This is a genomic window from Streptomyces sp. NPDC057002, assembly GCF_042673825.1.
Classification (GTDB): domain Bacteria; phylum Actinomycetota; class Actinomycetes; order Streptomycetales; family Streptomycetaceae; genus Streptomyces.
In genome coordinates this window covers 240,710-259,476 of the sequence record NZ_JBHURZ010000001.1, presented here as the reverse complement: position 1 = coordinate 259,476, position 18,767 = coordinate 240,710, and the positions used below count along the sequence as shown (strand labels likewise).

The window sequence follows — 18,767 nt, the reverse complement described above, 5'->3', positions numbered from 1 at the left end:
CTTCCACCCCTCACCCCCTAACCCACCACCGCTACCACCAGGAGCACACGATGAGCGGCGCCAAGCCGATGAAGGACCCCCTCGACCTGCTCGACATCGCCTCCGTCCTCTCCGACGAGGAACGGGAGATCCAGTCCACCGTCGCCAGGTTCCTCGCCGACCGGGTGCGCCCGCACATCGGCGAGTGGTTCGAGAACGCGCACTTCGCCCGCGAACTCGCCCCTGAAATGGGCAAGTTGGGGGTGCTAGGCATGCATCTCGAAGGGTACGGCTGCGCCGGGACGAACGCCGTCAGCTACGGCCTGGCCTGTCTGGAACTGGAGGCGGCCGACTCCGGCTTTCGCAGCTTCGTCTCCGTGCAGGGCTCGCTGTCGATGTTCTCCATCTGGAAGTGGGGTTCGGAGGAGCAGAAGCAGGAGTGGCTGCCCCGGCTGGCCGCAGGTGAGGCGATCGGCTGCTTCGGCCTCACCGAGCCCGACTTCGGCAGCAACCCGGCCGGCATGCGCACCCGGGCCGTCCGCGACGGCGACGACTGGGTCCTGAGCGGCTCCAAGATGTGGATCACCAACGGCGGCATCGCCGATGTGGCCACCGTCTGGGCCCAGACCGAGGACGGCGTCCGCGGCTTTCTCGTACCGCGTGGCACTCCCGGCTTCACCACGCAGGACATCAAGCAGAAGATGTCGCTGCGCGCCTCGATCACCTCGGAGCTGTACTTCGACCACGTACGACTGCCCGACTCCGCGCGGCTGCCGCTCGCGGAGGGCCTGCGCGGACCGCTGTCCTGCCTGAACGAGGCCCGCTTCGGCATCCTCTTCGGCGCGGTCGGCGCGGCCCGCGACTCGATCCAGGCGGCCATCGACTACGCCGACTCCCGGGTGCAGTTCGACAAGCCGATCAGCGCCTTCCAGCTCACCCAGAGGAAGCTCGCCGACATGAGCGTGTCCGTGGGCAACGCCGCGCTGCTCGCCCTGCATCTGGGCCGGCTCAAGGACCAGGGCCGCATCCGGCCGGAGCAGATCAGCGTGGGCAAGCTCAACAACGTCCGGGAAGCCATCGCCATCGCGCGGGAGTGCCGCACCGTCCTCGGCGCCAACGGCATCTCCCTGGAGTACTCGCCGCTGCGCCACGCCAACAACCTCGAGTCCGTCCTCACCTACGAAGGCACCAGCGAGATGCACACGCTCGTCGTGGGTCAGGCGATCACCGGCTACCCGGCGTTCCGCTGACCACCGCGGAACGAAGGAAGACGACCGCGAGCGAACCGCGGGAGCATCCCGTACGGGCGGGGGAACGTGAGCTCGCTCTGCCACCGATCGACCCGGCGGCGTCCGCCCGTGTCACCACGCGTCGCGCCGCGCCCGGGGGCGACCGCCCGGCCCTCACCGAGGCGAACGTCGTCGTCTCCGGCGGACGCGGGGTCGGAGGAGCGGACGGCTTCAAGGCCGTGCCGGCCCAGGAGATGACCGCCCGCCACGCGGGCCGTTGAGGCCCCCGGAACTCGAAGGCGGAAGCTCCCGGCCCCCTCCGTCACATGAACGGAGGGGGCCGGGAGCTTCTCGCGTGTCGGACTCCGGACCGTCAGGCGGCCCCTGATGCTTCGATGCTTTGTCACGCGGCTCGGTAGCTGAAGAAACCCTGCCCCGACTTGCGGCCCAGCAGACCCGACTCGACCATGCGGCGCAGCAGCGGGGGAGGGGCGTACAGCGGTTCCCGGTACTCCTCGTACAGGGCCTCGCCTATCGCCGCCACCGTGTCCAGTCCGATGAGGTCCGCCAGGCGCAGCGGGCCCATCGGGTGGGCGCAGCCGGCGGTCATCCCGGTGTCGATGTCCTCCGCCGTCGCCGTACCGGAGCCGACCATCCGCACGGCGGCCAGCAGGTAGGGAACCAGCAGCGAGTTGACCACGAAACCGGCGCGGTCCTGCGCGACGATCGTCCTCTTGCCCAGCACCTCGCTCGCGAAGGCACGTACACGCAGCTCGGTGTCCTTCGAGGTGTGCAGTGAGGGGACGACCTCGACCAGGGGCATGACCGGGACCGGGTTGAAGAAGTGCAGGCCGACCACCGTCCCAGGACGTCCGGCCGCCGCCGCGAGCCGGGCGATGGGGATCGAGGAGGTGTTGCTGGCCAGGACGGCCGCCGGGTCCCTGACCACCTCGCCCAGCCTCCGGAACAGTTCCGTCTTCGCCCGCTCGTCCTCGACGGCGGCCTCGATGACCAGGTCCGCACCGCCCAGGAGGGAGAGGTCGTCGGTGACCGAGATCCCGGCCAGGGCGTGTGCGCGGTCCTCCGGCGCGAGGGCACCGCGCTGCTCCGCCTTCAGCAGGGAGTCCGCCACGCCCGCCAGGCCGGCGCGGGCTCTGTCCTCGGTCAGGTCGCACAACGTGACGTGCAGCCCGGCCCGGGCACACACCTCGGTGATGCCCTGGCCCATCTGGCCCGCGCCCACGACGCCCACGTGCTTGATCGCTGTCATCTCATTCTCCGCCTGTCCTCCGTCGTTGGGCGGTCGCTCGACGCCGCCGCGGTGTGTGCCGCGGTGTCGAGCGTAGGCCGGGTAGACCCCCTCTGACCTGCTCGAACAGTGCGTCATCCACGTACAAACGTGCGCCGGTTCGAGGGTGGGGGACTGCGTTTCAGGCCGCGGCCGTCGAGGCAGCCGCCTCCCGCAGCCGGCGGATCACGCCGCGCACCGCGGGCGAGGTCTCCCTCTTGCGGTAGGCCCCGACCAGCCGGGTGGTCAGCGCCACGTCCGCCAGGGGCCGGTACGCCACTCCCGGAATCCGCACACGGCGCAGCGAATCGGGGACCAGGGCCACCGCGAGACCGCCGCCCACGAGGGTCAGAGCCGCGATGTAGTCCCGCACCGGGGGAGCGCACCGCGGACCGAACCCGCCCTGCTCCGCCACCTCGAGGATCTGGTCACGGCAGCCGTACTCCTCGTCGAAGTGCGGGGCCACGAAGCACTCGTCGCGCAGCTTCGCCGCCGGTACCGCGTCGTACGCCGCCAACGGCGCGGCGGCCGGCAGCGCCAGGACCACCTGCTCCGTGAGGAGGCAGGTGGCCGTGACGTCGGGTGGGTACTCCGGCCGCCAGCGCAGAAAGCCGACGTCGATGTCCCCGCAGGCCAGCGCCTCCAGCTGGGCAGGCGTCTCCAACTCGCGTACCTGTAGCGTAAGTTCGGCTCCGGGAGCCGCGCAGCGGGTGAGTACGTCGGTCAGCACCCCGGAGAACGCGGCCGAGGCGACGTAGGCGATCTGCGCGTGCCCCAGCTCCCCACGCCCTGCGCGCCGGCCCACCGCCTTGGCCCGGGCCGCCTGGGCGAGGGTCGACCGGGCTTCCTCGAGGAAGAGCCGCCCGGCGCTGGTCAGGGCCGGGCGGGTGCGCCGTCCGCGGTCGATGAGCCGCACGCCCAGGTGTGACTCCAGCGCTCTGATCTGGGCGCTGAGCGCCGACGGCGCGAGGTGCAGCCGGTCCGAGGCCCGCGCGAAGTGCAGTTCCTCCGCGACGACGACGAACGATTCCAGCCAGCGCAGTTCCACCGGTACCTCCTCCGCCCCGCATGGACACCCCGCGGCGGCGTCAGGGCAGAACAGGTCCGCCGCGGGGTGAGTATGGGGGATCGGCGCCTCAGGGGATCACCACGTAGTTGCTGAATCCGCCGTCGAAGTCCGTGGCGCGCCCCGAGATCGCCTCGTTGACCTCGGACAGCGGGAAGGGCTTGGTGATCAGGTACGACAGGTCGAGCGCTCCGGTCGCCACCATGTCGGCGACCTCCTGGCCCTGGGCGGTGGTGAACCAGTTGGAGCCGATCAGCTGCACCTGCTCGTCCATCAGCCACTTCACGTCCACGGGCAGCCGGTCGGCCACACCGCCGACGTTGACCACCCTGCCGCCGCGGCGGACGCCCTGCATGGAGTCGAGCATCGTCTCCACAGGGGCCTTGGCACCGAGCGCGCTGATGACAAAGTCGGCCCCCTCGCCGCCGGTGCGGGACCTGGCCCACTCGCCGGTGGAGCCCTCGCCCAGCCGCATGACCTCGATCCGGTCCGGAGCCAACTCCACGACCCGCTTGAGGAGTTCCTCGTTGCGGCCGGTGCCGAGGACCCGGGAGACACCCGAGGCCAGCGCGAGCAGGGTGGACGCGACGCCGAGCGTGCCGGTGATCCCGTCGATCAGCGCGACCTGCCCGGGACCTGCCGCGGCGTGCCGCAGCGCGCCGTAGGAGGTGCCGATGTAGCCGAGCTTGCCGGCCTGCTCGAACGTCATGGTGTCGGGGATGTTGACGATCGAGTACTGCGGAGCCGTCATGTATTCGGCGAAGCCACCGTACGGGTAGAGGTCGAAGATCCGCTGGCCGTCGCGGGACGTGCTGAAGTAGCCGTTCAGAGTGAAGTAGCGGCACCGGCTGAGCTCGCCGCCGCGGCACACCTGACAGCTGCCGCAGGACCGCAGCGGACTCACATAGACCCGGTCCCCGGGCTTGGTGTTGAGGACGGCCTCACCGACCGCCTCGACCACACCCGCGGGATCCAGGCCGAAGATCGCGGGCAGCTGGGGCAGCGGCTGGTGCGGATACCAGGTGGGCCAATTGTTGATCACGTTGGCCATGTTCGGCACGATTCCGCATGCCCTGACCCGCACCAGCACATCGGTCGGCCTCGGGGTGGGCACGTCGAGCGTGTCCACTCTCATCGGCTCACCGAGCCGGTGCAGTCGTGCGGCGAGCATTTTCGCCATTGAAATACTCCTGAGAAGACGGGCCGTACGGTGCCGAATTACTGGGAACTGGGGAACGGATTCGGGTAATTGTCCTCAAGGTCGATGTCCAGCAGACCCATGATGCGGACGCCGGAGTTGTACCAGGCGATGGACAGCGAGAGTTCGACCATCTGCTGGTCGGTCAGATGAGCGGCCGCGGCGCGCCAGGTCTCCTCCGAGACGTCGACCTGGAGCGTGGACTCCCTGGCGAGCCGCATCACCGCCCGCTCCGTCTCGTCGAACAGGCCGGACGACTCGAAGTCGGCCACCGCCGCGAGCTGTTCACCGGACAGCCCCGCCTTGAGCCCGTGCGACTGGTGGTGGGCCACCTCGTACGCGGACCGGGTCGCGTGGCCCACGGTCAGAATGGCCAGCTCGCGCAGCCGAGGGCTGAGGCCGGCGGCGCGCAGCGAGTTGGCGTAGGTCAGGAAGGCGTCCAGCTGAGTCGGCGCATGGGTCAGGGCGAGGAAGATGTTCGCCGTCGGTACCTTGCGTTCGGCTTCCAGCCGGTCGTACAGGGGCTTCCGCGACTCGTCCGCGTCCTCGCGGCGCAGATAGGGGACTCGTGCCATGTCGTCTCCTCGGGGGACGGGAAGGTCAGTGCGGGGACTGGTCGAGCAGGAACCGCTCGAGCGTCATCGGGTTCGGGGGCTCGGCGGGCGGCGTCTGCCGCACCCCAGCGAAGGGCGACGCCTCGAAGTACCACTTCTCCAGCGCCGGGAACCCCCAGCGGACGTTCGTGCTGAGCGATCCCGCGTCCCAGCGCACGGGCTCGATCTCGGTGTCGATCGTCTGGTAGTGGGCGTTGAAGACCTCCACCCGGTGTCCGTCGGGGTCACGGAGGTAGGTGAAGAGCATCCCGCCCGGACCGTGCCGCCCCGGGCCCCGCTCGACGCCCTCGCCGTAGCCGAGGATGCCCGCCCAGTCGCAGGCGGTGAAGATGTCGCGGCTCTCGGAGACGGTGTAGGCGAAGTGATGGAGCGCGGGGCCGGTGTTCTCCACGAGCGCCAGGTCCAGGGTGGTCCCCTTGCGGTACATGAACGAGCTGAGCAGCTTGTCGCCGTGTGCCAGGTACTCGGAGTTCCGGAATCCGAGCTCGCCGTAGAACGCGGTCAGCTCGTAGGTGTTCGGCGCGAAGGTCTGGAAGTGGTCCAGCCGCTGCGCGTGGGCTCCCCTGTAATGCTCGAAGTCGATGTGCAGCCTCGGCCGGGTCTCCATGTGCGCGCAGAGTTCGAGCGGCGTGCCGACTGGGTCGGCGACATGCAGTGTGCGGCCCTGGTAGGGGAGGTCGACCCACTCCGCGGGCAGACCCCGGTCGCGGAACCACGCGTAGGCGATGTCGAGATCCTCGTCGAAGAAGACGCGGAAGCCGATCCTCCGGCAGGTGCCGGCCCCCTCCTCGTCCAGCTCCAGTACGAGGCTGTGGTGGCATGCCTCGGCGAGACCGCGGAGGTAGCAGGTGCGCTCGTCCTCGTCGCTGACGACGAGCCCGAGGGCCTTCGCGTAGAAACTCCGGCTCTCGGCGAGGTCGGCCACGGTGAGACGCACATGGGAGGCGCGGGTGATGTTGAAACTCGGGCGCAGATTGACGGGTGGCAGCATGCTGGTCTCCGTGCTCCGATCAGCTCTACATTTCGATGACTGTAATACTTCAGGACGGTTTTACGGCTTGGTCGTGGAAGGCCCGGAATCGGAGAATGTGAACGCGGACCAACCGCTGAATTCCGCGGATTCACCGAGGGACTCCTCGATGCGCAGAACCTCGTTCCACTTGGCCATGCGCTCGGAGCGGGTGAACGAGCCGACCTTCAGCTGGCCCGCGTTCCATCCGACGCTCAGATGCGCGATGGTGACGTCCTCGGTCTCACCGGACCGGGCCGAGACGATGGTGCCGAACCCGGCGTCCTTTCCGGCGCGCAGCGCCTGGAACGCCTCCGTGACCGTGCCGGCCTGGTTCGGCTTGACGAGGACGGCGTTGGCCGCCCCGTTGGTGGCCGCCGCCTCCACCCGCTTGGCGTTCGTGACCAGGTAGTCGTCACCGATCACCTGGCAGCGGTGGCCGTGGCGCCGGGTGAACTCCACCATGCCGTCGGTGTCGTCCTCGCCCACCGGGTCCTCGACGGACAGGATCGGATACTGCTCGATCCAGTCGCCCAGCATGTCGATCAGCGCCGCGGTGTCCAGCGTGCGGTCGTCCAGAGCCAGCGTGTACCGCCCGCCACTGCCGAACTGCGAGGCCGCGACGTCCAGCGAGATGCCGACCTGCGCCAGGGGTTCGAACCCCGCCGTCTCGATCGCCCGGGTGAGCGTCTCGAGTGCTTCCTCGTTGGAGTCGAAGGCGGGCCAGTAACCGCCTTCGTCGGCGACACCCTGGGCTTTCCCGGCCCCGCGCATGAGGCTTCCGGCCGCCCGGTAGATCTCCGCGGTCCAGTCCAGGGCCTCCGAGAAGCTCCGTGCCGCGGGGCACATCACCATGAAGTCCTGGACGTCGACGCGGCGGTCGGCATGGGCGCCGCCGCCGAAGATCTGGATCTCGGGCAGCGGGATGCGGACCGGCCGTTCGCCCGCCAGGTGCCGCCACAGCGGTAGGCCCGCCGAGGCGGCTGCGGCGTGCAGCACCGCCATGGATGTGGCGACGATCGCGTTGCCGCCCAGGCGACCGCGGTCGGGGGTTCCGTCGAGGTCCACCAGCAGCCGGTCGACGGCTTCCTGATCGGCCGCGTCGTGGTCCAGAAGGGCGGGCGCGATCTCGCCGTTCACCGAACCGACCGCGCGGTGCACGTCGAGGCCGCCGAAGCGGCTGCCGCCGTCCCGCAGGTCGAGCGCCTCGCCCCGGCCCGTCGAGGCGCCTGCCGGTGCGATGGCACGGCCGGTCGCGCCGTCCGCCAGACGCGCTTCGACCTCCACGGTGGGGCGCCCGCGGGAATCCCACACCCTGCGGCCCTGGAGCTTGGCGATCCGCGCGTCTGTCATGGCGGTGCAACCTTTCGAAGATCGGACGATCGGGGCACCGAGCGGTGCCCGTGACTGCCGTCGGGGGAGGGGCGCGCCGCATCCGGAGGCTTACGGAATGTCCACGCGAAGGAGAACGGGCGCGGTCCGAGGCCAGGGGCCGGTCTCCGAAGAGGTGCTCCCCGGCCGCGAGTGACCAGGGGGACGAGGGATGCTCATCCGCTGCGGCTCTGATCGTGCTAACGATAGCGCAATCGTGCGCAGTGTCGAGGGTTCTGTCAAGAGGGGGTGGCGCCCCGAATTACGTGCAGGGGGTGCTCTACCCTTCCCCTTGGGGTGGCAGCTCCAAATTGCTATCGTTCGCACAACGAGCCGTCACCCAGCGCGTCGAAGGCGCCCGGAGTCGATCGCTCCGGGCGTCTTTCGTCACGAGGCCCCGCCCGCGACGCGGCGTGACGGCGAAGAGCCGTCTCCGAACTCAGGCGGCCCCGGACGGAGCCTTCCCGCCAGGGGGTGGTGCCGTGCTGCCGCGCAGTACGAGCGAGCCGGGGGAGACCGAGGTGTACGGGCCGTCGTTGCTCGGCTTGGTCTTCAGGCGACGCATCATCCACAGTGCGCAGCCAGTGGCCATCTCCTGGATGGGCAGGCCGGTGGTGGTGAGTCCGGGGCCCCACCAGGAGAATCCGGGCTCGTCTCCGAATCCGACCACGGACAGCTCCCCGGGCACCTTCACGCCCTGCCGGGACAGTTCCTCGAGGACGCCGAGGGTGAGCTGGATGGACCCCAGGACGAGCGCGGTGGGCGCGTCCGGGCCTCCGAGCAGCCGGCGTACCGTCTCGCGGCCGTGTTCGATCGATGACGGCGGTCCCAGCTCCGCGCGGCCCGCATCGTCCGGCAGGTCTCCTTCGCGCAGGGCGCTGCGGAAGCCGCGCAGACGCTCCGCGCCCGTGGGCAGCTCTTCCGGACCGCCCAGGTAGGCGATGCGGGTATGGCCCTGTACCACCAGGTGGGCCGTCGCCCGGCGCAGCGCCTCGTGGTCGTCCACGCCGAACCACTGTGAACCGAGGGACGGGTGGCGGCGCAGGAGCTGCAAGTGCGGCAGGGCGCGCAAGAGTTTGACGGACTCGCTGTGCGGGCGGGCGGTGGGCACGATGATGACGCCGGCCACACGGTTCGCGGACAGCTCCCGCAGATGGCGCAGCTCCGCCGTCCGGTCGTCGTCGGTCTCCGAGAGCATCAGCTGGAAGCCCTCGGCCTCCATGTTCTTGGACAGCTCGTGCGCGATGGTCGAGTAGAAGCTGTTGCGGATGTCCGGGATCACCAGCGCCACCACGTTGCTGGACGCTCCGCGCATCATCCGGGCCGCGCGGTTGCCGACGTAGCCCATGTCGGAAGCGGCCTGCCTGACGCGGAACTTGGTCTCCTCACTGATGCGCGGATCGTCGGCGAGCGCCCGCCCCACCGTCGACACGGAGACTCCGAGGCGCTCGGCGATGTCCCTGGTCGTGATCACGTAAGGAGTCCCCTCGGCTGACTGGTCCCGCTGTCGTCACTGTGCGTGTGCCAACGATAGCAGTGGTGCCCTCGTGCTAACGTTAGCATCACTGGATGGGCCGTGCAGTCGCCCGCGGCTGCCTAGTTGCGGAGGTGTCCGTGCGGATCGTCAGGTATGCCATCGACGGCGTGCATTACTACGGAGAACTCGAATCCGGTGACGTCACCATCGCCAGATGCGAGGGTGATCCCTTCACCGGTCTTTCCCTCACGGGAGACATCGACCAGGCCGCCGAGGCCGTCATTCTCCCGCCGGTCGAGCGACCCCGGATTTTCGGGTTCGCCTACAACTACGCCTCACATGTCGACGAGACCGACCGCGAGATACCCGAGGTTCCGGTGTGCTTCATGAAGCCGAGCACGGCGGTGGTGGGGCCGGGGGAGGCGATCGTGTATCCGGCCGATGGTGAACTGATCCATTTCGAAGGCGAGTTGGTCGTCGTCATCGGAAAGGAGGCACGCCATGTGAAATCTTCCGAGGCTCACGAGTACATCCTCGGCTATACCTGCGGCAATGACGTCAGCGACCGCGTCGTCCAGCGCAAGGAGAGCGCGTTCGGAACGCTTCTGATCGGCAAGGGCCAGGACACCTTCGCTCCGCTCGGGCCCGTCATCGCGACCGGACTGGACCCTTCGGCACTCTCCCTGACCACCCGGGTGAACGGCGCCGTCACACAGTCCGCGAGCACGGCCGACCTGCTGCTGCCGGTTCCGGGAATCGTCAGCTACCTCAGCCGCTATCTGACGTTGCTGCCAGGAGACGTGATCATGACCGGCACACCTTCCGGTGTCGGTCCGATACGCCCGGGGGACGAGGTCGAGGTCGAGATCGAGGGCATCGGCGTCCTGCGCAATCCGGTTGTGGCCGAGGGCCGTTGACGGACGGCAGGCCGCCGGCGTCGGCCGCGACAGGGCCTGCCCACCGCTCGGCGGTGGGCAGGCCCTCGTGGTGCCGGCGGGTGTGCCGCTAGCGGGTCGCGTTGTTGAACCGCGCGGGACGGACGAAGGCCAGGGCGGCGACGCCCGCCAACGGGAGGAGCGTGACCTGGAGCAACCCCGCCCGGCTCCACCCGAAGGTCTCCACCAGGGCGGCGAAGAGCAGGCCCGAGAACGCCGCCGGGCCGTAGTAGCTGCTGACGAAGAGTCCCGAGGCGCGTCCGATCTGCGACGGGCGCACGGCCCGCTGCATCGCGCTGTTGGTGTTGGGATAGACGAAGCCCAGTCCGAAGGCGCCCATGAGGAAGGCGAGCGCGCACTGTGGCCCCACGGCGGCCCGCGACTCGTAGATGGACATGCTGATGACCGAGACGGCCAGCAGGCTGAGGATCAGCAGGTTGCGCTGGTTCACGCGGTCGCCGAGCCAGCCGCCGAGCACGGCCGTCATGCCCCCGAAGCCGAGGAAGCTCATGGCCAGCGCGGCCTGCTCGGCGGAGTAGTGCAGCGAGCTGATGAGGTACGTCGGATACAGGCCGAGGAACCCGTAGACGGCCACGCCGCTGACGACGGAGTGGACGGTCAGGGCGATCGTGTTGCGGTTGTAGGGGGAGGCCGGCATGTACTCGTAGGTCCCGGTCGAGGCGACCCGCTCGACGGAGTGCTCGGTCAGGCCGGTCCTGACGAGGAACAGGGAGGCGGCGGCGATCAGCAGCCCGGCCGTGCCGAACAGGTAGAAGGGTGCGTGCCAAGTGCCGTGCAGGCTCATGAGTTCGACGCCGATCAACGGGGCGATGAACACGCCGACCGAGTAGCCGACGCCGATGACGCCGAAGGCGAGGCCGCGCCGGTGGGCGAAGAAGGCGCCCATCGCCGCGAAGATGGCAGCGGACTGCATGCCCTCACCGAAGCCCGAGACGACCCGGTACAGGGTCATGTCGGCGAACCCGGTCGCCAGCGGTGTGGCCATCGTGCCCAGGGAGTAGATCACGATGCTGGCCAGCAGGACCGTCCTGCGCCGGAAGCGGTCCAGGAGGTAGCCCGCCGGCAGGCCGGCCAGGGCCATGCCGAGGGTGAAGTTCGTTGCCAGCAGCCCGCCCTGCTCCAGGGAGAACCCGTACTCCGCACGGATGTCGGGCAGCAGGGGAGGAAAGACCTGGCGGTCCATCGCGTTGACCATGTAGGAGAGGACGATCAGCAGAAAGCCGACCCCGATCATGGTCCGGGAAAGGGGCGGACGGCTGTCTTCCGGTGTTCTGCCGGCGGGGACTGCGTCGAGGTCGGCTTGCGCTGCGTGAGTCATAGCGGCTCCTGAGGAGGAATGGGCCGCGGCAGGGCGCGGCGGACGCATCGCCGGTACGGATCCGTACGGGCGGCGACAACGGGATGCGGTGAGGCGGGAAGCGGTGAGCTGGACACGGACTGCGTCGGGCCGGCGTCGGCGAGCGCTGCCGACCGGCGGCAAAGGGGGGGGCGATGGGCTGCCGCGCGGGTCGGATACCGCATGCGGAATTCAGCCGTATTTCGCCCGTCGGGACATCCGTGGCTATGGCGTCTTCGACAGCCGGACTTCGTGCGGACTCTTATGGGGTCACACGGTCGGCATTGGCAGAACCATGAAGGCAAGGCCGTTGTGCGTCAAGATGTCGACGCAGTAATTCTTCGGTTTTCTGCGCTCTTCGCGCTCTTGACGTGTGGAAGTGGGTCAGTGCTATCGTTAGCATCACGTGGCTATGACAGAGTGATGCGACGTGCCCCGGCATCTCGCGACCCCAAGTGCGGCGCCCGAGACCGACCAAAAGTCGTGGGGCGCCGGCACCCCACCCCAGCCCGGTGAACCTCTCGACCACCACCTCACCCGCGCACGACTCTGCGAGGACGACCTTCCATGAACCCACCGAGCCGCCCCGGCACCGTGCTGCTCACCGACCACGCCTGGCCCGATGACTCCGTCGAGCGGTCCGTCGTCGAGGGGGCGGGCCACACCCTGGTGACCGGCCCCGCCGAACCCGCCTCCGCCGAGGTGATCGAGGAGCTGGTCGCCGAGCACCGCCCCGCGGCGATCCTGACCTGCTGGGCGCCCGTCTCCGCCACCGCGATCGGCACCGCGCCGGAACTGCGGGTCGTCGCCAGGCTCGGCGTGGGGCTGGACAACATCGCCGTGTCCACGGCCACCGAACGCGGGGTGTGGGTCACCAACGTGCCCGACTACTGCGTGGAGGAGGTCTCCGACCACGCCGTCGGCATGGTGCTCGCCTGGACCCGCGGACTGGCCGCGTTCGACCGGGAGGTCCGCGCGGGCCGCTGGCACCCCGCGAGTGCCCGGCTGCGCCGGTTGTCCACGCTGACCTGCGGAATCGTCGGCTACGGGAGGATCGGACGCGCCACGGCACGCAAGCTCGGCGCCTTCGGCTGCCGGATACTGGCCCACGACCCGCACCCGCCGAAGGACGTCCCCGGTGTGGAGACGGCAGCCCTGGACGAGCTGCTGCGCCGCAGTGACGTGGTCATCCTCCACCTGCCGCTCACGCCGGAGACGTTCCATGTCATCGGAGCCGAACAGCTGGACCTGATGCGGCCGGGCGGTCTGCTGGTCAACGTCAGCCGTGGCGGCCTGGTCGACACGGACGCGGTGATCAAGGCACTCGACAGCGGACACCTGGACGGTGCCGCGTTCGACGTCCTGGAGACCGAGCCGCACGTCCCAGCGGGACTGTCGGCACAGCCCGGGGCGCTGCTCACCCCGCACGTCGCCTTCTCCTCCGACGCGTCGGTGACGGAACTGCGCCGCCGCGCCGCCGAGGAAGTCGTGCGGATCCTGGCGGACCGAGCGCCGGCCCATCCCTGCAACACCCCTCAAGGCCTGCCCACCGGTCCGGGTGAACGGCGGTGAGCGCGGCTTCCGCACAGGTCGGGCCGGGCCCCGTGCCCGACACCGTGCTGACGGACTTCCTGAGAGCCGAGGGCCTCGCCGCGCCCGGTGAGACCGCGACCTGGACGCCCATGGCCGGCGGCGTCTCGTCCGACCTGTGGCGCGTGGACCTGCCGGGACGTTCCCTCTGCGTCAAACGCGCTCTGGCGAGGCTGAAGGTCGCGGCCGACTGGGAGGCACCGGTGTCGCGCAACGCCTGCGAATGGGCGTGGATGCGGTTCGCGTCCCGGCACCGCCCGGACAGCGTGCCGGAGCTGCTGGCCCACGACCCCGGAGCCGGCCTCTTCGCCATGGCCTACCTGCCCCCCGAGCGGTATCCGATGTGGAAGGCGCAGTTGCTGTACGGCGAGGTGCGGGTGGCGACCGCCGCGGCGGTCGGGAAACTGCTCGGCAGCCTGCACGCGGCGAGCGCGGGCGATGCCGCCCTCGCCGAGGAGTTCGCGACCGACGACAACTTCCACGCCCTGCGCATCGAGCCGTACCTGCTGGCCACCGCCGCCGCACACCCCGGCCTCGGCGACGTCCTCCGGGGCCTCGCCGACCGTACCGCCGGCATCCACCTGGTCCTGGTGCACGGAGACGTCAGCCCCAAGAACATCCTCGTCGGCCCGTCGGGGCCCGTGCTGCTGGACGCCGAGTGCGCCTGGTACGGGGACCCCGCCTTCGACCTCGCCTTCTGCGTCAACCACCTGCTCCTCAAGAGCCTGGTGGTGCCGGGGCGCCGCGACGACCTCCTGCGGTCGGCTCGCGCGCTGGCCGCTGAGTACGCCGAGCGCGTCGACTGGGAGCCCCGCGCCGCCCTTCAGCAGCGGGCCGCGACCCTGCTGCCGGCGCTGCTGCTCGCGCGCGTGGACGGCAAGTCCCCCGTGGAGTACCTCACCCACGAGGGGCATCGGACGCACGTGCGCACAGTCGCGTCGACGCTTCTGCGGGCGCCCGTGTCCACGGTCGCGGACGTCGTGGCCGCCTGGGAAACGGCCCTCGCGGCTCAGGCCGAACCGGGCGCGCGGCCCCACTGACAACGGATGCGACGGTCCGGCGACGGGCTCGACGGTCCGTCGGACGTGAGCAAGGAGAGACGTATGCGCAGAGTCGTCACCGGCCACGACGAGAACGGCAGGTCGGTCGTCGTCAGCGACGGCCCGATACCGCGCAGCCGGGAGTTCACCAGTCTGCCGGGCTGGGTGTCCCGGCTGCCCTGGGCGACCGAACCCGGTCAGCGGCTCAGCAGGACCGGGGAGGACCCCACTCCCAAGGTCACCAGCCTGCTTCCGGCGCCCGGCGGCACGCGGTTCATCGTGCTGACCTTCCCGCCGGAATCGGCGCTGGCCGACCCGGCGTTCGACCCGGCGGCCTTCGACCAGGAGCAGCGGGCCGACTCGCCCGGCATCGCCGAACTCATCGAACCCGACGGCATGCACGCCACTCCGACCGTGGACTACGGCATCGTGCTGACGGGCGAGATCGTCCTCGAACTCGACGACGGCCGGTGCACGCCGCTCTCGCCCGGGGACATCGTGATCCAGAACGGCACCCGTCACGCCTGGCGCAACCGCAGTGGACTGGCGGCAACCATGGCCTTCGTCCTCATCGGTGCGGAACACGACGACTGACGGACCGAGACGGACCGAGACGGACCGAGACGGACCGGTCGGCGGCCGTACCGGTGCGTCAGGGAGCGGCGTCGAGATCCACTTCGATGTCCTCGGCGTCGGTCCAGAATCCGTCGTCCGCGTCCTGGAGGCGGGCGGCGGCGTGATTCATGTGGAGGCGGGCGGCCGTTCGCGCCGCCTCGGCGTCACGCGCCTCGATGGCGGCGAGGATGGCGTGGTGCTCCGCCCGGACCGCTTCGATGAAGTCGTTCCGGCGTGCCTCGTTCGCACGCGTGACGCGGATACCGCTGCGCGACACATCGCCCAGGTACCGCAGGGTCGAGACCAGCACCGTGTTCCCGGTCGACTCGGCGATGGACCGGTGGAAGGCGAGATCCTCGTCCACGCCGTCACCGCCGGCCGCGACCGCCGAGTCGATCGCGTCCAGGGCCTGACGCATCCGGGCGAGGTCCAGGGGCGTGGCCCGGGTGGCCGCTAGATGGGCCGCCTCACCCTCCATGGCACGGCGCACCTCCACGATCTGCAGCACCTTCGCCTTGGTGTCGGCGGCCTCCAGATCGAGCGGGCGGGTGCGCCGCGGCAGGACGAACACGCCGATGCCCTGGCGCGGTTCGATCAGGCCCGCGTTGCGGAGCCGCGACAGTGCCTCGCGCACCACCGTGCGGCTGACGCCCAACTGCCTGACCAGCTCGACCTCTGTCGGCAGTCGGTCGCCCTCGGCCAGCCGCCCCGACTCGATCTCCTCCGAGAGGGTCGCGGCGACCTGATCCGCGAGCCGGACGGGACCGCTCACCTTAGAAAACATGGTTTTCAGTCTATAGGTCCGGGTCTCGTCGTTCCGCTTCCCGCTATGCCTTGACCAGGACCGCGTCGGGGTGGTCGGCGAGGTAGTCCCGCACCACCGATTCGAAGCTCGGGTCGGGCTCCAGCCCGAGCGCGGCGGCGCGTGTGTTGTCGAAGACGGAGGGCCACGATCCCACGACGGCCTCCACGTCGGGGTCGGGCGCGATGGTCACCAGATCGGCCGCGGCGTCGCCCGCCACGCGTCGCAGCGTGGCCAGCATCTCGGCGACCGAGACCGTGAGTGCGGGGAGGTTGACGGGCAGTCCGCCGTCGAGCCGGCCCCTCCCGCTGCCGCGCTCGGCTTCCGCGATGCGGAGGATCCCCTCGACCGTGCGCCGTGGTGACGCCAGGGCCACCCGCAGCTCGGGGCGTACGGGGCAGATCGCGGGGAGGCCGGCGAGTGGCTCGCGGACGATGCCCGACAGGAAGCCGGAGGCGGCGGCGTTCGGCTTGCCGGGACGTACGGACACGGTCATCAGCCGGGCGACGCGCCCGTCGATGAAGCCCCGGCGTGTGCAGTCCGCGACCAGCTGCTCGCACACGAGCTTCTGGATCCCGTAGCTCGACCGGGGAGTGGGCAGCGTCGACTCGCTGACCACAGGCGGGAGCGGCAGTGCCGGGTCGGAACCGTAGACGGCGACGCTGCTGGAGAACACCAGTCGCGGTGTCGGCCCGCCGGAGGCCGACTGGGCCCGGGCCGCTTCGAGGAGGGCGCGGGTGGTGTCCAGGTTGGCGCTCATCCCGAGGTCGAAGTCGGCCTCGCACTCGGCGGAGACGGCCGCGGCGAGGTGGATCAGCACGTCCACCGGCTCAGCGAACACCTCGTCGAGACACTCGACCAGGTCACCCCGCACGATCTCCACCAGGGGATCGGCCGCCTGCGGCGCCCCGGGCGGGACGAAGCGGTCGGTGAGCACCAGTTGATCGATCGGCGAACCACCGAATGTCCGGGTCCTCAGCAGGGTGTCGGCGATCTCGCGTCCCAGAAAGCCGAAGCCGCCCGTGATGACGATCCTCATGCGCTGTCTCCTCGGTAGTCGTGTCGCCAGCCGAGGCCCTCGCTCGTGCCGGCCCGGGGGATGTACTCGCAGCCGATCCACCCGTCGAAGCCCAGGTCGTCGACGACGCCGAACAGATGCCGGACGTCGAGCTCACCGCTGTCCGGCTCATGGCGGTCCGGCACGCCGGCGATCTGCAGATGACCGACCCGGCCGGTCGGCAGGTCGCGCCGCAGCGTCGTCGTGAGATCGCCTTCGACGATCTGGCAGTGGTACAGGTCGAGTTGCACCTTGAGATTCGGGGCGCCCACCTCCCGTACCACCGCGTGGGCCTCCGCCTGCCTCGACAGGAAGTAGCCCGGCATGTCGCGGCCGTTGATCGGCTCGATCAGGATGTCGACCTCCGACTCGGCGGCTCGCTCCGCCGCCCACCCCAGGTTGGCCAGGTAGGTGGCGCGGTGCTCGGCCAGCTCCTTCGGAGTCAGGTCCGGCGGTACGAGACCGGCCATCACGTGCAGCCGGGGGCAGTCGAGTGCGGCGGCGTACTCGAGAGCCCGGGCGATACCGGAGCGGACCTCCGACTCGCGGCCGGGCAGTGCCGCGATCCCGCGTTCTCCGGACTCCCACGCCCCGGGAGGCGCGTTGAACAGCACCTGCCCGAGGCCGTGGTCGTCGAGCCTGCGCCGCAACTCCGTGCTGTCGTAGGCGTAGGGGAAGAGGTATTCGACGGCGGTGAAGCCGTCCGCCGAGGCCGCGGCGAAGCGGTCGAGGAAGTCGTACTCGGGATACATCATGGACAGGTTCGCTGCGAACCTCGGCATGCTGGCTCCTGTGAGGGGACCGGAGGGGCCGGTCAGCGGTTGACGGTCTTCTTGTCGGTGGTGAGCACCGCGGCGGCGCCCACGACGAGGCTGAGTGCCAGGACGTACATCGGCAGCGATGTCGAGCCGGTGGCGTCCTTCAGCGCGCCGATCATGTACGGGCTGACGAAGCCGGCGAGGTTGCCCACCGAGTTGATCGCGGCGAGGCCGACCGCGGCTGCGGTGCCCCCGAGGAACGCGGTGGGGAGCGACCAGAACAGCGGCGCGCAGGTCAGCACCCCCGCCGCGGCGAAGGACAGCGCGGCCAGGGACAGCACGGTGGACCCGGCCCAGCCGGCCGCCAGCGAGAAGCCGACGGCGCCCATGAGGCTCGGGACGACCAGGTGCCAGCGGCGCTCGCGGTGCTTGTCCGCCGAACGTCCCAGCACGTTCATGGTGACGAGTGCGGCCAGGAACGGCACGGCGCTGAGCACCCCGATCGCGAGGTTCCCCTCGATGCCGGTGGACTCGATGAACGTCGGCATCCAGAACGTCAGGGCGTACTGACCCATCACGAAGCAGAAGTAGATGAGGCACATCAGCCACACCCTCGGCTCGCGGAAGGCGTCCCAGACCCGGCCGTGCACGGTCTGGTGTGCGGCGTCCTCGGCGATCGCCCGCTCGACGATGTCCTTCTCCTCGTCGGTGAGCCACTTCGCGGCGCGCACGCTGTTGTCGAGGTAGAACAGGGTGGCCACGCCGATCAGGACGGCGGGTATCGCCTCCAGCAGGAACATCCACTGCCAGCCCTGCCAGCCCTTCACCCCCTGGAACCGGTCCATGATCCAGCCGGAGAGCGGGTTGCCGAAGATGCCGGCCACCGGGATGGCGGACATGAACATCGCGATCACCCGGGCACGACGCTGCGACGGGAACCAGTACGTGCAGTACAGGATCACCCCCGGGTAGAACCCGGCCTCCGCGGCGCCGAGGAGAAACCGGAGGACGTAGAACATCGTCTCGTTGCTGACGAACACGAACGACGCCGAGACGAGACCCCAGCTGATCATGATCCGGGCGATCCAGGTACGGGCGCCGACGCGCTGCAGCATCAGGTTCGACGGCACCTCGAAGAGGAAGTAGCCGATGAAGAACAGACCGGCGCCGAGGCCGTACGCCGCCTCGCTGAACCCGAGGTCGTCGGACATCTGGAGCTTCGCGAAGCCGACGTTGACCCGGTCGAGGTAGGAGACGACGTAACAGAGGACGAGGAAGGGGACGATACGCCGTACGACCTTGCGGAAGACGGCGTTCTCACGGGCGGCGTCGGGGACTGTGGACGCCGATATGGGCATGGACATGGCGATCCTTGAGCGGCT

17 protein-coding genes are annotated in these 18,767 nt (G+C 69.9%); 5 read left to right on the top strand and 12 right to left on the bottom strand.

Going from position 1 to position 18,767, the window contains the following annotated elements:
* The first annotated feature begins 50 nt into the window (after positions 1-50).
* On the top strand, positions 51-1,229 hold the full coding sequence (locus ACFT32_RS01195) for an acyl-CoA dehydrogenase family protein (protein ID WP_382484375.1): 1,179 nt from the start codon (positions 51-53) through the stop codon (positions 1,227-1,229).
* Positions 1,230-1,611: 382 nt separating this feature from the next.
* Here the strand turns inward: ACFT32_RS01195 and ACFT32_RS01190 are convergent, their stop codons facing one another.
* The 7 genes from ACFT32_RS01190 to ACFT32_RS01160 form a co-directional block, all read right to left on the bottom strand.
* A complete protein-coding gene (locus tag ACFT32_RS01190) occupies positions 1,612-2,478 on the bottom strand; it encodes a 3-hydroxybutyryl-CoA dehydrogenase (RefSeq protein ID WP_382484372.1) in 867 nt (288 codons plus the stop codon).
* 160 nt (positions 2,479-2,638) lie between these two features.
* Positions 2,639-3,544, bottom strand: coding sequence for a LysR substrate-binding domain-containing protein (locus ACFT32_RS01185; RefSeq protein ID WP_382484369.1), 906 nt, complete (start codon positions 3,542-3,544; stop codon positions 2,639-2,641).
* Positions 3,545-3,632: 88 nt separating this feature from the next.
* Entirely contained in the window at positions 3,633-4,742 is a 1,110-nt protein-coding gene (locus tag ACFT32_RS01180; RefSeq protein WP_382484367.1) for an alcohol dehydrogenase catalytic domain-containing protein, read from the bottom strand.
* Positions 4,743-4,780: 38 nt separating this feature from the next.
* Complete coding sequence (locus ACFT32_RS01175; protein ID WP_382484365.1) at positions 4,781-5,335, bottom strand: carboxymuconolactone decarboxylase family protein; 555 nt, start codon at positions 5,333-5,335, stop codon at positions 4,781-4,783.
* A gap of 25 nt (positions 5,336-5,360) precedes the next feature.
* Positions 5,361-6,365, bottom strand: a complete 1,005-nt coding sequence (locus ACFT32_RS01170; RefSeq protein ID WP_382484364.1) for a VOC family protein — start codon at positions 6,363-6,365, stop codon at positions 5,361-5,363.
* A 60-nt stretch (positions 6,366-6,425) separates the two neighbouring features.
* On the bottom strand, positions 6,426-7,736 hold the full coding sequence (gene eno, locus ACFT32_RS01165) for a phosphopyruvate hydratase (RefSeq protein WP_382484361.1): 1,311 nt from the start codon (positions 7,734-7,736) through the stop codon (positions 6,426-6,428).
* Positions 7,737-8,193: 457 nt separating this feature from the next.
* A complete protein-coding gene (locus tag ACFT32_RS01160) occupies positions 8,194-9,228 on the bottom strand; it encodes a LacI family DNA-binding transcriptional regulator (protein ID WP_382484358.1) in 1,035 nt (344 codons plus the stop codon).
* A gap of 95 nt (positions 9,229-9,323) precedes the next feature.
* Here ACFT32_RS01160 and ACFT32_RS01155 point away from each other — a divergent pair, with 95 nt between their 5' ends.
* Complete coding sequence (locus ACFT32_RS01155) at positions 9,324-10,148, top strand: fumarylacetoacetate hydrolase family protein (protein WP_382484356.1); 825 nt, start codon at positions 9,324-9,326, stop codon at positions 10,146-10,148.
* A gap of 88 nt (positions 10,149-10,236) precedes the next feature.
* Here ACFT32_RS01155 and ACFT32_RS01150 read toward each other — a convergent pair whose 3' ends face one another.
* Positions 10,237-11,505 (bottom strand): MFS transporter, encoded by a 1,269-nt coding sequence (locus ACFT32_RS01150; RefSeq protein ID WP_382484353.1) that lies wholly within the window; start codon positions 11,503-11,505, stop codon positions 10,237-10,239.
* Positions 11,506-12,090: 585 nt separating this feature from the next.
* Between ACFT32_RS01150 and ACFT32_RS01145 the strand changes: the two genes are divergently transcribed.
* From ACFT32_RS01145 to ACFT32_RS01135, 3 genes are all read left to right on the top strand, one after another.
* On the top strand, positions 12,091-13,095 hold the full coding sequence (locus ACFT32_RS01145; protein WP_382484350.1) for a C-terminal binding protein: 1,005 nt from the start codon (positions 12,091-12,093) through the stop codon (positions 13,093-13,095).
* On the top strand, positions 13,092-14,153 hold the full coding sequence (locus ACFT32_RS01140) for a phosphotransferase family protein (RefSeq protein ID WP_382484348.1): 1,062 nt from the start codon (positions 13,092-13,094) through the stop codon (positions 14,151-14,153). The genes ACFT32_RS01145 and ACFT32_RS01140 overlap by 4 nt, the downstream gene beginning before the upstream one ends.
* Positions 14,154-14,216: 63 nt before the next feature.
* The gene (locus ACFT32_RS01135) at positions 14,217-14,747 is read left to right on the top strand and encodes a cupin domain-containing protein (protein WP_382484346.1); all 531 of its coding nucleotides are present in this window, start codon (positions 14,217-14,219) and stop codon (positions 14,745-14,747) included.
* Positions 14,748-14,805: 58 nt separating this feature from the next.
* Here ACFT32_RS01135 and ACFT32_RS01130 read toward each other — a convergent pair whose 3' ends face one another.
* The 4 genes from ACFT32_RS01130 to ACFT32_RS01115 are packed head-to-tail and all read right to left on the bottom strand — an operon-like array spanning position 14,806 to position 18,749.
* Entirely contained in the window at positions 14,806-15,552 is a 747-nt protein-coding gene (locus ACFT32_RS01130) for a FadR/GntR family transcriptional regulator (protein ID WP_382484344.1), read from the bottom strand.
* Between the two features lie 43 nt (positions 15,553-15,595).
* Complete coding sequence (gene denD / locus ACFT32_RS01125) at positions 15,596-16,609, bottom strand: D-erythronate dehydrogenase (RefSeq protein WP_382484342.1); 1,014 nt, start codon at positions 16,607-16,609, stop codon at positions 15,596-15,598.
* A complete protein-coding gene (gene otnI / locus ACFT32_RS01120) occupies positions 16,606-17,409 on the bottom strand; it encodes a 2-oxo-tetronate isomerase (RefSeq protein ID WP_382484340.1) in 804 nt (267 codons plus the stop codon). Before otnI ends, denD begins: the two co-directional genes overlap by 4 nt.
* A gap of 32 nt (positions 17,410-17,441) precedes the next feature.
* Positions 17,442-18,749, bottom strand: coding sequence for an MFS transporter (locus ACFT32_RS01115; RefSeq protein ID WP_382484338.1), 1,308 nt, complete (start codon positions 18,747-18,749; stop codon positions 17,442-17,444).
* Between the last annotated feature and the right edge of the window lie 18 nt (positions 18,750-18,767).